This window comes from Neobacillus niacini NBRC 15566 (assembly GCF_001591505.1).
Taxonomy (GTDB): Bacteria; Bacillota; Bacilli; order Bacillales; family Cytobacillaceae; genus Neobacillus; species Neobacillus niacini.
The window spans coordinates 88,588-103,073 of the sequence record NZ_BCVA01000011.1 but is presented as its reverse complement, the minus strand read 5'-3'; the positions used below and the strand labels follow the sequence as shown (position 1 = coordinate 103,073).

At 34.7% G+C, this 14,486-nt stretch carries 14 protein-coding genes and 1 riboswitch; of the genes, 4 read left to right on the top strand and 10 right to left on the bottom strand.

Annotation, left to right across the window (positions count from 1 at the left end; all coding sequences use genetic code 11):
- Positions 1-8: 8 nt before the first annotated feature.
- Complete coding sequence (locus BANA01_RS11680; protein WP_063253255.1) at positions 9-1,247, top strand: amidohydrolase family protein; 1,239 nt, start codon at positions 9-11, stop codon at positions 1,245-1,247.
- Positions 1,248-1,260: 13 nt separating this feature from the next.
- Positions 1,261-2,481: an amidohydrolase family protein gene (locus tag BANA01_RS11675; RefSeq protein WP_063253254.1), complete on the top strand. Its 1,221-nt coding sequence runs from the start codon at positions 1,261-1,263 to the stop codon at positions 2,479-2,481.
- A 42-nt stretch (positions 2,482-2,523) separates the two neighbouring features.
- On the opposite strand, the gene BANA01_RS11670 is transcribed toward BANA01_RS11675, so the two are convergent.
- Entirely contained in the window at positions 2,524-4,233 is a 1,710-nt protein-coding gene (locus BANA01_RS11670) for a PucR family transcriptional regulator (RefSeq protein WP_063253253.1), read from the bottom strand.
- 284 nt (positions 4,234-4,517) lie between these two features.
- Between BANA01_RS11670 and BANA01_RS11665 the strand changes: the two genes are divergently transcribed.
- Positions 4,518-5,804 (top strand): purine/pyrimidine permease, encoded by a 1,287-nt coding sequence (locus BANA01_RS11665; RefSeq protein WP_063253252.1) that lies wholly within the window; start codon positions 4,518-4,520, stop codon positions 5,802-5,804.
- Positions 5,805-5,876: 72 nt separating this feature from the next.
- Here the strand turns inward: BANA01_RS11665 and BANA01_RS11660 are convergent, their stop codons facing one another.
- The 5 genes from BANA01_RS11660 to BANA01_RS11640 all read right to left on the bottom strand — a co-directional run bounded on the left by BANA01_RS11660 (position 5,877) and on the right by BANA01_RS11640 (position 10,004).
- Positions 5,877-7,133 carry a DUF445 domain-containing protein gene (locus BANA01_RS11660; RefSeq protein ID WP_082799494.1) on the bottom strand — a complete coding sequence of 419 codons (1,257 nt, stop codon included), beginning with the start codon at positions 7,131-7,133 and terminating at the stop codon, positions 5,877-5,879.
- 88 nt (positions 7,134-7,221) lie between these two features.
- The gene (locus BANA01_RS11655; protein WP_063253250.1) at positions 7,222-8,199 is read right to left on the bottom strand and encodes a DUF3939 domain-containing protein; all 978 of its coding nucleotides are present in this window, start codon (positions 8,197-8,199) and stop codon (positions 7,222-7,224) included.
- Positions 8,200-8,204: 5 nt separating this feature from the next.
- Positions 8,205-8,591, bottom strand: coding sequence for an ATP synthase F0 subunit B (locus tag BANA01_RS11650; protein WP_063253249.1), 387 nt, complete (start codon positions 8,589-8,591; stop codon positions 8,205-8,207).
- Positions 8,592-8,640: 49 nt separating this feature from the next.
- Positions 8,641-9,354: a F0F1 ATP synthase subunit A gene (atpB, locus tag BANA01_RS11645; RefSeq protein WP_063253248.1), complete on the bottom strand. Its 714-nt coding sequence runs from the start codon at positions 9,352-9,354 to the stop codon at positions 8,641-8,643.
- A gap of 275 nt (positions 9,355-9,629) precedes the next feature.
- Entirely contained in the window at positions 9,630-10,004 is a 375-nt protein-coding gene (locus BANA01_RS11640; RefSeq protein WP_063253247.1) for a HesB/YadR/YfhF family protein, read from the bottom strand.
- Positions 10,005-10,226: 222 nt separating this feature from the next.
- Between BANA01_RS11640 and BANA01_RS11635 the strand changes: the two genes are divergently transcribed.
- Positions 10,227-10,562, top strand: coding sequence for a hypothetical protein (locus BANA01_RS11635; protein ID WP_063253246.1), 336 nt, complete (start codon positions 10,227-10,229; stop codon positions 10,560-10,562).
- Positions 10,563-10,642: 80 nt separating this feature from the next.
- On the opposite strand, the gene BANA01_RS29910 is transcribed toward BANA01_RS11635, so the two are convergent.
- The 4 genes from BANA01_RS29910 to BANA01_RS11620 all read right to left on the bottom strand — a co-directional run bounded on the left by BANA01_RS29910 (position 10,643) and on the right by BANA01_RS11620 (position 14,071).
- Entirely contained in the window at positions 10,643-10,819 is a 177-nt protein-coding gene (locus BANA01_RS29910) for a hypothetical protein (protein ID WP_169803686.1), read from the bottom strand.
- A gap of 127 nt (positions 10,820-10,946) precedes the next feature.
- The gene (locus BANA01_RS11630; RefSeq protein ID WP_063253245.1) at positions 10,947-12,296 is read right to left on the bottom strand and encodes a hemolysin family protein; all 1,350 of its coding nucleotides are present in this window, start codon (positions 12,294-12,296) and stop codon (positions 10,947-10,949) included.
- A gap of 63 nt (positions 12,297-12,359) precedes the next feature.
- Complete coding sequence (locus BANA01_RS11625; RefSeq protein WP_235847117.1) at positions 12,360-12,737, bottom strand: MerR family transcriptional regulator; 378 nt, start codon at positions 12,735-12,737, stop codon at positions 12,360-12,362.
- 200 nt (positions 12,738-12,937) lie between these two features.
- A complete protein-coding gene (locus BANA01_RS11620; protein WP_063253243.1) occupies positions 12,938-14,071 on the bottom strand; it encodes a histidine kinase N-terminal domain-containing protein in 1,134 nt (377 codons plus the stop codon).
- Positions 14,072-14,267: 196 nt separating this feature from the next.
- Positions 14,268-14,374, top strand: a riboswitch (TPP riboswitch).
- Positions 14,375-14,486 lie beyond the last annotated feature (112 nt).

Sequence of the window (14,486 nt, the reverse complement as noted above, 5' to 3'; positions counted from 1 at the left end):
GAATAGGATTGACTACTTATTGGCTTACGAATGTCCGTTTAGAAAAAGGCTTCATAAAAGAAAATGGACGTATTTCTGGTACTGAGACAGAAATATGCCACTTGAAAATTGAAGATGAAAAGATTGCCGAAATTACAAATATTCTTCCCAATGTCGAAGAGAAACAGGTTGACGCTTGCAATCAACTCCTTCTTCCTTCGTTACGAGATATGCATATTCACATCGATAAAACATACTACGGAGGACCATGGAAGGCTTGTACTCCACTTAAAAAAGGCATATTTACCCGGTTAGAAGAGGAAAAAGAACTACTGCCGAAGTTGCTGCCAACCGCCCAAGAACGTGCTGAGAAAATGATTGAATTGTATTTGGAAAATGGTCATACCCATATTCGGACTCATTGTAATGTGGATCCTGTAATTGGTCTTAAAAATTTAGAGGCAACAGTGAACGCATTGAAAAAATACGAGGATGTTCTGACATATGAAATCGTTGCTTTTCCGCAGCATGGATTGTTGAAGAGTAACTCTGTCCAATTGATTCGTGAAGCAATGAAGAATGGGGCAACATTAGTTGGCGGCGTTGACCCAGCAACTGTAGACCGGAATATCGAAAAATCTTTATATACCATTTTTGATATTGCCGTTGAAAACAATAAAGGTGTCGATCTCCATTTACATGACCCCAACACTTTAGGAGCATTTACATTTGAACGAATGGCACAATATACGAAAGAAGCAGGTCTGAAAGGGAGAGCAACAATCAGCCACGCCAATGCATTAGGTGACTTACATGGGGAGGAGCTCGCAGAAATTATTACAATATTAAAAGATCAAGAGATTGATATTACTACAACTGTTCCAGTAAATCGGCCTACCATTCCAATTCCAACTCTAGACAAGTTTGGAATTCAAGTTTCCGTAGGACATGACAGTATTACGGATCATTGGTCCCCATTTGGAACAGGGAATACGATTCAAAAGCTTGGCATTCTAGCAGAGCGATTCCGATTGTCTGATGAATATTCACTTTCTAAAACCTTAAAATTTGGAACGGGAGGAGTTACCCCGTTAAATGAGAAAGGCGAGCGTGTTTGGCCAAAGATTGGCGATGAAGCAACGATGATGCTCGTAAATGCCTCCTGTTCTGCCGAAACAGTCGCGAGGAGAGCTTCTGTTGAATCGCTATATTTCAAAGGGAAAAAGGTTGAACGTAAGCTAGAAGAAGCAAATCCGGTGCAGGTATAAAGGAGGAAATAGAATGACCACACCATATTGGTTAAAAAACGTAAAATTAGAAACTGGCTATATACAGGATGAAAAAGGTATTTATGAAACAAAAACAGAGCTTTTTCACTTGAAAATTGAGGACGGAAGAATTGTAGAAAAGCAGAGTAATAGCTTTCGTATTCAACCAAGTGAAAAAACGATCGATGGAAAAGGACTTTTAGCATTACCAACTTTTAAAGAAATGCACAATCATTTAGATAAAACTTATCTATCACTTGATTGGAAGGCACCTACACCTGCTAAAAACTTAGAAGAACGACTGCGGTTAGAAGCGGCAGAGCTTGAGGTTTTAGCGCCAACAACCAAACAGCGTGCTAGTGCGATGATTGAATTGCTTCTTTCTCATGGTTCTACACACATTCGGTCACATGTAAATATTGATCCTTATATTGGTTTGAAAAATCTTGAGGGTGTTAAAGCAGCGCTTGAGGATTATTCAGATAAACTAACTTATGAAATCGTAGCTTTCCCGCAACATGGGTTATTAAGAGAAAACGTGATTCCGTTAATGAAAGAAGCGATGAGATCAGGAGCTAACCTTGTAGGAGGGCTAGACCCAGCAGGAATTGACTGCAACATTGAAAAATCCCTATATGAAGTGATGAATCTTGCAACAGAATTTGATGCTGATATTGATATTCATTTACATGATAATGGACATGTCGGCTTGTATACGGTTGATAAATTTGTTGAAATGGTAGAAGAAGCAAAATGGCGTCATCGGGCTGCAGTTAGTCATGCATTTTGTTTAGGAGAAGTACCACAGCCCCAACAGGAGGAAATGGCAGACAAATTGAACAAAGCAGGTATGTCAATTATGTCTACGATACCTATTAATAGGACACTTCCGCCAATCGATTTGTTGGATCAAAAAGGAGTAAATGTTTACTTAGGGTGCGATGGTTTCTATGATTCCTGGGGACCATTTGGCACAGGTGATGTATTGGAAAAGGTAACGCGCTACGGTGAACTTTTTCGAAAAAGTGATGAACGTTCATTAGCGCAGTCTTTAAAATGGGCAACAGGTGGTCCAACACCTCTAAATAAGGATGGTGAAATTGCCTGGCCGCTTCAAGGTGATGAAGCAAGTCTTATTCTAGTCAATGCCTCCTGTTCTGCAGAAGCAGTAGCAAGAACACCAATGCGCGAGGCTGTTATGTTTAAAGGAAAAATAGTATCAGGAAAATTGTAAATGAAGAGCCCCGTTGATTATACATTAACGGGGCTTGTTGCCTTATGAATCTGTACGGAGTTTTTTATTTAGTAATCTAAATATTTTTAATGCTAATTGGATTTGAAGTAGTTCTTCTGAATTCTTTAAATCAGAATTTAATATTTCTTTGATTTTCTCAATTCTATAAATGAGCGTGTTCCGATGCAAGAACATCGCTTTTGCTGTCTCACTGATATTAAGGTTATTCTGAAAATAATTTTCTAATGTAATAATGTAACTCGTTCCATGTAACTGATCATGATCATAAACCTTTCCAAGCCGCTTCATAAAAAATTCTTCTAATTCCATGTCTCTTATATTGGAATCTAAGAAGTGATAGATAGAATGATCTTCAAAATGGGATACTCCGCCACTGTTTTCAAATTTTTGCATTAATCTTATCGATTCGTTTGCCTCCGAAAAGCTTTTATGTAGAAAACGAATCGTTTCGTACTGTCTGCCAATCCCGATTAAGAAGGTGGAATTGCTAATTTGCTTATTCAAGACATTATAAAGGTTATTAGTGTATTGTTTTGCTTCATAAACAGAAACAGCTGGCCGGTTTTCATGCTGTCCAATTAAGATGATGATGCGATTGTTTCGATAAAAGCAAGTAACTTCCCCGTCTGCTTTATTAGCGTAATCATAAATTAACTCTACACATTTTCTAGCTTTATTCTCCAAGCTTACCCTTCTAGCCACCATATCCTCATACTTTTCAAACTCCTCTGATTGGATATGAATCACAATACAGTAGTACATATAATTTGAATGAAGTCCGTGCATTTCACTTAGCGTATGGAGGGTTTCACTAGAGGTTATTTTACCAGTGAGTAAATCATCGAAAAAGTCCTGTCGAATTTTTAATTTCACTTCTTCTATTTCTTTGGCTTTTATTCTTTCTAGCGCAATGTTCGTCGATGCCTGTTCTAAAATGATGAAGTCAAATTCAGTTAGTTCGCTGACTGTTTGCCATACAATGATATATCCATAAATATAGCTTGCCGCAGCAACAGGCAAGATTCTACAATTTATTTCCATACCTTCTAATTGATATATTCGTTTAATAGTCTTTTTCATTTCACTAACGTTTTTTGGAATTGAGTCAATGAAATCTTTTGGGAACGCAGGTCTATTTTTCACCAAATTAAGACAGTATGACAGAGGAACTTTATTATTCATATGTTCTGTAAAGTCCACTAGCTTCCAATCTTCATTTACAAAAATAATAGGATTATTAATGGTCTCAGACAACATCGATAAAATTCTATCAATACCTCCGCCTTCAAGTGTAATCCTAAAAAATAAATTATGTATGTCTAGGGTTTTTCTATTTAATAAATCATATCTTCCTGAAGCTTTTTCATTAATAATCGAAATGACTCTAGATAATGTATATTCAAATGGTAACTCAATTAAAGGTAATCCAAGCTTATTTGCTTGGTCAATCATGTTCTGCGGGAGTTTATCAAAGTATCTCTTCATTTTAACAATAAGTCCGGCACAGTTAATTTGAGAGAGCTCTTGAATGATTCGATTTTGTAATTCTTCATTGTCTTTAAATATATATCCTGTTGATAGAAGCAATTCATTTGGTGATAGCCAATCGAACACCTCAGGATTTTCGATAATATTTACAATCGCGATCTCATTATTAATTCCATTTTCTCCAGCTACAATTTTTAATCCATCAATGGCTTTAATCTCAAAAAGGTCCTTAACAGTCAGCAATCTATACACATCCTAAATTATCATTTCATCACATTTTATTGTACAACATGCTCAAATGAAATCAAGTCTATGTATCCTAGAGTAGTATTTATGAAAATATAAACACAATTTGTTATGCATAATGCCTAAATAATTAAGAAATATTTTGGGCAAGATAACTAATTAATTTTTGGGTTCTATCATAAGCTTAACATTTCATCACATTTTGTTATAATTGAGAAAGTCCGTTGCTGTCACTTACGGGACTTTGATATTCTTGAATTTGAAAGGTTACTAATTGATCAATGAATACAAAAAACAAATATTTAAGTGTGTTTCAATGGTTTATCTACTTACTTGCTAATTCTATTGCGCTCCCAATCGTAATTGGGAATGTATTTCATCTACCTGCAACAGAAATATCATCCTTAATGCAACGAACGTTTTTTGTCGTAGGATTAAGCTCTTTTATTCAAGGGAAGTTTGGTCATAGATATCCAATAGTAGATGGACCAGCTGGTTCTTGGGTTAGTATTTTTGTTATCTTTGCAAGCATTGGGACACAGCAAGGATTGACATCGATGGAGACATTACAAACCCTTGAGGCGGGATTAATCATTGCTGGGGTAATATTATTGCTGTTAGGTTTAACTAAGTGGGTTCAACACTTATTGGTTCTCTTTACACCAATTGTAACTGGCACGTTTCTGTTTATATTAGCTATTCAATTAAGTGGTGTCTTTTTAAAGGGAATGGTGACAATGGATAGCAACACGGGTCAGCTGGATGTAGTGAGCTGTCTCATAGCTATTTTTACTTTTTCTGTTATCATTGTACTTTCCTCTAAAGCTAAGGGATGGATAAAAAACTATGCAATCTTATTAGGAATCATAGCAGGATGGGGTGCGTTCCTGATTTTTGGAAAAGTACGTCCAAGCAATACAATAGTAACAACTGATATCATTAAGCTGCCAGAAGTTTTCCCATGGGGTTTCCCCGTGATAACTGGGAGTGTATTGGTCACAACGATCTTATTTACTTTTTTACTCATTTCTAATACATTTGCCGCAATTACCGCTGCAGAGGAAGCAATCCCAAATAATAAAGGTCAATTCCGTGTTAGGCTTTATCGTGGAACTTGGATAGGGGGAGTTTCTCATCTTTTTTCTGCTGTATTCTCAACCATTGGTGTGGTACCTTTACCAGCTACAGCTGGCTTTGTCAGATTAACAAAAGAATATCGAATCCTTCCTTTTCTCTTTGCATGTGGGACTATGGTAATCATTTCAATGTTTCCAAGTATTGTAGGTTTATTGGCTTCCTTACCATTACCCATAGCCAGTGCTGCTCTCCTGACCACATTAATTGAGATGCTTGGGATAGCCATTCGCTCATTGACAAAGCAGCCATTAAATGACCGGAATAGTACAATTATTGGGTTATCCTTACTAGTAGGAATTGGAGTTATGTTTTTACCAGATGAAATCTTTAGCGGTCTTCCATACATCGCCCAAAACATAGGTAAAAATGGTTTATTAGTAGGTACCTTACTAGCAATAATTGTGGAACAACTTTGGAAACCTAAAAAATAGCTGCTGAACACTTTTGTTCGGCAGCTATTTTTTATTTTTTTTGCTGTCTGAGATCTTTCTTCAAATAAACTTCTAAAAAATTAATTTTAAGCCTACTAAAACGAGCCCAATCAGAAAGCCGCAGACCGCACCATTTACACGAATCCATTGCAGGTCTTTTCCAACATTGTTTTCAATCATATCAATAAGTGTTTTATTATCCAATTTTTCTAAGTTTTCTTCTACGAGTTTTCCAATTTTCGAATGATTATTATCAACGAAAATGGAAATTTGCTGCTGAATCCAGAGTTCAATCGCATTCATTTTTTCATGATCATTTTTCAAACTTTCAAGTGCTTTTGATAATTGAGGAAGGAGATAACCCTCGTAAAAATTAGGTGATTCAATTAGGGTAAGTGCTTTTTCTTTTAGTTGTTCAATAAAATTGGTAATTTTATCCTCTAAGTGCCATTGTGAAAGCATTTGTTCTTTTATGTTGTTTATTTCCGAAGCTAGGTTTTCATCGCTTTTAATATCTTGTAGTTTGGTGTCTATATGAAAAAGTAAGGTTTGTCTATTTTGATTAAACGGATCCTTAAAGCTTTGTACACCCTTTTGGATAAGACCTTGAATGATGTTTCCTAACTTTTCTTCATTAACGATATTAGTAAAGGATTTTAAAGCAAATTGCATAAAACCATCGGCTTTAATATTTTCAAGAGCGTCAACGGCCATCCTGCCAAGTTTTTCTTTTGTGCTCTCTTTCTTAGACCAATCATCGACTTCCTTAAGGACAAAATCAAGTGCCTTTTCGTCATATTTCCTTTTTAGTAGTTGATCAATAGCAGCAGGAAGGTACTTACTTGCATCTAAATCTTTTAGCTTTAACTTCAATTCACTTTCAATGATGGGGGCTAATTTTTTACTATCAACCGAAAGAAGTAAATGTTGGATGAGTTTAATCGTAACATTTCTTACATGCTGCCCTGTGATGGCCTGCTCGGCAAAATTAAAGAGTTTTTCGATAAAAGGAATACTTGAGACTTTCTTTCTAATACTTTCTTTTGTCAGCCAATCATTTTCAAGCATTGAGATAATTGCTGCAATAATTCTTTTACGGTTTTTTGGTAAAAGGGCGGTATGCGGGATTGGTAGACCGAGAGGGTGGCGAAATAACGCAGTAACGGCGAACCAATCTGCAAGACCACCAACCAAGCCTGCTTCAAAACCTCCTTGAAGGATTAATCCCCAAAGAGAATCCTGAAAAGGGATTGTTACAATAAAACCTGCTCCCATAACAGCTAGAGAAATCGTCGCTAAATGCTTCGATTTATTCTTTTTATTCGACATCTGTGTCTCCCTCATTTTTACTAAATATGGTTGTTTATTGATATTATCTCAATATCATGTAAAAAAGCAAAAAAAAACTCTTCTACCGTTAATGAGAAGAGTTTTCTACTTTCTTTTTTTCAGGCCTAATATGAGTAATGAGCCCATCCATTTCAGTAATATAGAACTGTGTATCAGGAGTGGATTTTAAATATTTCTCTTGAACTAATTGATAATAGTTCACTCTTCGCTGTGGATCAAATTGCAGCATAGGATATTCTTTTCGTTCTTTAACATATAAGTCTACTGCCTTTTGAACCATGTCCATTTCGGGAGGTATTTTCTTATCTTTTTCCTCAAACAGATCATAAGTTTCCTTCGACATATAAAACTTCTTAGAAGGAATACCGCTTAAAATAGTCGCTAGTTGTTTAAAATCAATACTGTTATCATCTTGTACTATGATTGTCCTGTATACGCCTTTTGGAAGATTATCTGAAAATTGGCGTATAGCTTTACGAACCTGATCAATCGTAACATCAACTACTGGGTACTCAGTTTTATCATTTACTTGTCTTTGTGATTGAAACTGAGTATCGGTCTTAGGGTTCTTATCAACTGATTTCTTAAAATATTTTTGAACCATGACATATCCAGTAAGACCGCCTAAACCTAAACCGCCAAAAGTGAAAATAACTGTTAGCCATGGTTCAAAGCCATAACGATGATCGAAATAGGTACCTAGTTTATAGAATCCGAACACAGTTAGTGCAATTGTTAAGCCAAATACCATATTTAAAGATAGAGTCTTCATTAAAAAATTTGTAAATTCGCTCCAATGTTCATTGTTAAAGTTTTTTTCATTGTTCAAAAAGTTTCGAACCTCTTTCTTCATGTCCTCGGAAACTTTATTTTCTTCGAAAAATGGCTCTAAGTATTCCGCTTTGGTTTTATTATTATTTTTTAAGATACATGCAGTTTTTTCTATTTCTCCTTTTGTGTAATGTACGTAAATAAACTTTTCTTCAAAACCTAATTCAAGATTCTCTGTCACTCTGCCTAAGTATTTTGTGAATTTATGTCTCATACCATTTACGCCCCCTTACTATCTTTATGCAAAAATGACCGGGAACGGGATGATTCTTCTTTTGCTTCCTTGAGAATATCTTTCGCCTTAGCTCTCGCATCCAAAATCATTAATTTTGCTTGGTGTTCACTATGTTTCCTGATTTCTCTAGCGTCTTTCCTAGCCTGAATAAGAACTTCTGTACTAAGTTCCAAGTTTTTTTCAGCTTCTTGCTTATATTGTTCCGTCAATAAAAGTTGATTTTCAATATGTTGTTTCCTGTTGTCCAAGACACCAATTAATTTTTTGAAAACAAGTTTCTTTAAAATAAATACTAAAACAGTAAAAATAAGAGCCTGATACACCATAGTTCCTAATGAGATAGGGAGTCCAAACAGTGTAATATCACCCAAAATAATTCAACTCCTTTCACTTTTCATTGTCTATCCTCCACTTTTCTTATTATGTTAAGCGGTGAGCAATATAAACCATTGTAAGTGTTACAAATATGTAAGCTTGGATAGCACCAATGAAGACACAGAATGCCTGCCAAATGAGCATCGGGAAGATTGCTAACGAGGCAATGGCAAATCCATGGGTTACAGCACCAGCCAATAATGCAAGCATAACCTCTCCTGCATATATGTTACCAAATAATCGAAGGCCAAGGGTTAAGGTTGTTGCAAATTGTTCCAATATATTAATTGCAAACAAAGCTTTAAAGGGTTTAAAAAAGCTGAGAAAATAATGCTTAAAACCATGCAGGCGTATGTCGATAAAGTGTGTGTAGGCGATAATCATGATTGCTAAAGTCATGGTGACATGAGCATCAGCTGTAGGAGAGCGCCACCACGAAACAGGATGTTCTTCACTTGTAATAATAGAAAATGGGACACCTAAAATATTGGCAATGAACAGATACATTAGAAGAGATACGCCAGTTGACAGAATAAATAAATTCGTATTTTGACCCAAAGAATTAATCATAATGTCCCTAACAAAGTCAAGGAGCCATTCCATAAAATTTTGCCATTTGTACGGAATTCCTTCTGTGAGCTGTCTTGTAGCAAAGTAGGCAATAATAAAAACAATCATTGCGGCAATGGTGGTGGTCAGGATAATGGATAAATCGAAGGTTAAGTTTAAAAGAACTACTTGAGGCCTAGTGTGTTCCATGATGTCCAACCCCTTTCTTATAGTAGGTTAAAGAAGTAAGTTATACTTCTCAGACATAGGAAATTCTTACTAGGTAGCGCTTTTATTATAAAGCTAAATATTTATTATTGCAACATAGTTCACAATTAATTCTTAATATTCGGAATTATTTAGTTAGCATAGTTAGTAAGCATTTTACTGTAGGTCTGATTGCACAATTAAAATTGTTTTGAATAGTTTTTATAAAGGAAAAGGGCAGCCATTTTGAATGGTTGCCCTAAAAAATATCGAAGCAATTAGTTAACTATTTTTTCCTTAAAGCTTATTTGAATCTCATTTATTTCGTCGTTATAGGATAAACAAGTTTCGGTATCCTCGAAAAACCATACATCATTTCCTTCTACATAGAAGTTAATACCATTTATTTCTTTCGTAAAGCCAATATTTGATGGTGGCTCTGCAGAAAATGCCAAGGTAAAACCCTTGTGCTTTTCTCCAAAACCAGCATATTGGGGAAACATTCTTACAGTATTGACATCAAATTCACTCGTAAACCACTTTGCCGCTTTTTCATCAATAGAAAGTAACATATAAAATGCACCAACCTTTTCAAAATGGTAAAAGTCATAATTAAATTGAAAAACTGATAATTTAAAAGAAATGTTAACCATTTCTTATACATTAGATTAAGGCTTTTCATTAGTTTTGCATGTGATATTTTTCACAAGGAATTCTCTTCTATAGATTATTTTAAAAAATGTTCATATTTTCGCAATAAACTAATGAAAAGTGGATACTAAAAAATACCGTTTAGTATTGTTTTAGAATTTGTAACATCTTCAGAGTGTTAAAGGTGATAAAATGAACTTAATACCAAAAGGGAGATACGAACTATGGAGAAAAAACTTGATCAGTTAACTGAGAACATTTCTGATATTAAAACGCTAATAAATACGTTTAATAAAACGTTAGAAAACATTGAACATAGACTTTCTCGTTTGGAGCAAATGGACAGAATTGAGCATCGAGTTGAGGTTAATCAAATTGACTTATCAGATATAAAAGAATCACTGCAGCGCATTGAAGACGTACAAGGTAATGTGGTAAAACAGTTAGAAGAAAACGCAGGTAATGGAGAGGAAATTAAGCACATTAATCGCCGCCTGGATTCACACCTAATTAAATTAGCTAAAGCAGAAGAAGAAATTATCATGTTAAGAAACAAATAATTGAAAAGGAAAAGATCAGATTTTTGTATCTGATCTTTTCCTTTTCAATTATTTAAACAACACTGCAATCGCTTACAAAATTACTTAAATAGTGATTTTACACCTTTGAATAGTAGCGCTAATGAGAAAATAATAATTGCTAATGCGCCCACTATATCTAAAATCGGACCTAAGAAACTTAAAAATGATACCGGCTCAAAGCTCATTAATGCAAAGCCAGAAAGTATTGATGCTAAAAATAAGAAAATTAATTCCATTGTAATTTCTCCCCCCTTTAGTTATAGAGTATGAATCCAAGAATGAAGGTGATTGGATTATTGAGGAAATATTACAGTTTTATTACAAAAAAACAGACCAAGATTGGTCTGTTTTTAGAATGCCCATTTAAGAAAGTACTTCTGTTTGAGGCAAAGGTATTTTATTTGTAATTGGTTCATCGTTTGCAATCTTTGTTACCTCAACATATTTAATATGGTGATCCTCCATATCAAGTATTTTAAAGGTATAGGATTCGTGATGAATCGAGTCTCCTTCTTTGGCCTCATAATTCTCGGTCAATATCCAACCGCCAATAGTGTCAATATCCTCATCATCGATATCGACCCCCAATAAATCATTTACTTCAGTGACTAAAACCTTAGAATCTATAATATAATGGTTTTCTTTAATTTTACGTATCATTGGAATCTCATCCGAATCAAATTCATCACGGATTTCACCAACAATCTCCTCAAGGATATCTTCAACTGTAACAAGCCCGGATGTACCACCATATTCATCCATTAATATAGCCATGTGCATTCGATCCTTTTGCATTTTTACAAGCAAATCATGGATCGGAATCGTTTCGATAACTCTAATAATCGGACGAGTGTAGTGCTCAAGTGTTTTAGTTGATAGCGTTTCTTTACTGATTAAATCCGTAACCATTTCCTTAATATTTACCAGCCCAATGATATGGTCTTTATCACCATCAATAATTGGATATCTCGTATATTTTTCCTCACGAATCACTTCGAGAAAAGTATCCAGCGTATCGTCTTTAGACAATGAGACAATTTCTGTCCTTGGTACCATAATTTCTTTGGCAATCCGATTATCAAATTCAAAAATCTTATTTACATACTTAAACTCAGATTGGTTAATTTCGCCACTTTTATAGCTTTCTGAGAGGATAATTCGGAGTTCTTCCTCAGTATGTGCCATTTCGCTTTCAGAGACCGGCTTAAGACCAAAAATGCTCGTTACAATGCGAGCAGACCCATTTAATAACCAAATAAATGGATACATCACCTTATAAAAAAAGATTAGTGGCCGCGACATAATCAGAGTAATTAGTTCAGCTTTTTGAATAGCCAGTGTTTTAGGTGCTAGTTCCCCTACGACAACGTGTAAAAAAGTAATGGTCGCAAATGCAATCCCGATTGATAACACGTGGGAAACGCCTTCAGGAATTTCTAGTCCATTGAAAAGGGGAGTGAGTAAATGTTCAATGGTTGATTCCCCAATCCATCCTAAAGCAAGGGCAGTAATGGTAATTCCAAGCTGACAAGCTGAAAGATATTCGTCTAAGTTTGAAATGACTTTTTTTGCTGAAATGGCACTCGAATTACCTTCCTCAATTAACTGGTCAATTCTTGAACTGCGAATTTTAACAATAGCAAACTCTGAAGTTACAAAAAAAGCAGTTAACGCAATTAAAATGGCTATTAAAACCAAGTTAAATATGTCCAAATAAATTCCCTTAGCTCGTTACATACGAGTTAAGGAGTCACCTCCTAGTAATTTAAAAAAAAATTAACTCGTTTCATTCAAAAGGGAGTTCGTCAACACTGATTTTAGCATCAATAGGTTCGATTTAAGTTTTTCTTTCTGAAGGTCATCCAATTTTTCAACGATTGGAATTAAGTCAAATAAACCATTTTGCAGCTGCTGCATTTCCTGTATAACGGCATTTACATATTTCTCCACTTCTGAATCACGAATTGTTTTATCCTTCTTCATATCTAGTTTTCTTTTAATCTCGTCGAGCGGGTAGTGCAAACTCTTACATTCTTCAATAAACTTTAAATCCTTTAAGGATTCATCAGAATATATTCGGTAATTAGATTTGGATCGTTCTGCACTTAGTAAACCAATTGATGTGTAATAATCAATTGTCCGTTTAGAAACCATTGCAATTTCTGCTAATTCACCGATACGATAGACAGCCCCATCAAATCACCTCGGTATTCTAAATTTAGAAATAATTATAGTCAATTACAACTGTACAGTCAAACGTACTGGTTTGTATAATTGGATGGTATTAACATTTTATGAAAAAAGTCTTGTTTATATGAGTCGGAAAATTATAAAATTTAAAAAATAAACGTCTTCTACAATGAAGACGCAGCGAGAGGTAATTTAATCGTAAATACTGTTAGCTCGGGAGTTGAAATACAGTGTAAGTTACCTTTATGTTTTTCAATGATTTCTTTACAGACAAATAGACCAAGACCAGTACCTAGTTTTTTTGTTGTGAAAAAAGGCTCAAAAATGGTTTTACTTAATTCAGCAGGAATCATTGGACCATTATTAGAAATAGATATAACAATATGTGTATTATTTTCTATGCAGCATTTAATTTCAATTGTGGGATTTGGTATTCTGTTATGGTTTAACACATCAATCGCATTAAATATAATATTAATAAAGACTTGTCTCATTTCATCTGCATATCCATAAAGGGTAATATCATCGACGATATCCTTTTTTATTTTCACTTTACCGTCTAAAATACTTGGGTATAAGAAATTTAACACTTCATCAATTAATTTATTCTGATTAAATTGTTCTTTTTCTTTTCCGATTAGTTCTTTTTTAGACAATAGCAAAAATTGTGAGATGCGGAAATTAAGCTGATCCAGCTCACTGGAGATAATATCAAGATATTTCATTTCTGGATAGTCTGCTTTTAGAAGCTGGATAAATCCTTGTATAGAAGTAAGCGGGTTTCTAAATTCATGAATAAAACTTGATGTCATTTGTCCTAAAAGGGTTAAACGGTCTTGATGTGTTGAATCTATAAACATCGTTTTTTCTTCAATAATTTTGTTCTTAGCTTCTGTATAATGAGTAACAGCGAAATATAGAAATTTATCAAAGCAGAAGTTTATGTTATTTATGGACTCTTGAAGATCAGCCCATTCTATACCCGTCTTACTTAAATAGCTATATAAAACCGTTCTGCCCAGGTTAACATTATAAACAAAGTCCCCAATATTGATATTAGCTAGGGCTCTTTCTTCGGAAATTTCTATCGCATACTTTTCAATAGAATTTAAGAGTTCCTTTTCACTCATAGTATGCATGTTTAACACTATATTAAAAATGGCTATTCCATTTTGACTTATTTTTTCTTTATAGGGATCGCCTTTAGAAATAACAATGGAATTCTCCCATTCACGAAGCAATTGGTCCTTATTCTTTTCAAAAAAAGCTATTAAATCCATTCGTACTTCAGATAACATCACAGTTTCCTCCTAAGACATTGCCGAACTGATTAAATTAAATTCGTGATGATCGCTTGGAATCCCTTTAAATAAATATAGGTAAATTTTATCAATTTCTATCCCAGTTCTCTTTGTAAACTAATTATAACATGATTGGAAGTTTTACCTTGTAAAAGTACTATAAAAATAGTATATTCAATAATGGACAATTAAATATTTCCACAGGGGGAGCTGCTTTTGGTGGCTGAGAGTGAACGTTCGAGTTCTGACCCTATGAACCTGTTAGTTAAGACTAGCGTAGGGATGTGGTTTGCCGAAAATGAATGCAAGCAATGCAGACTATCCTTATATGTCCTGCATTGCTTTTTTTGTTAGATGGCACCATACGAATAGTTCAGCATATCCTTTCGAACGTTCTCCACAATACAAACAA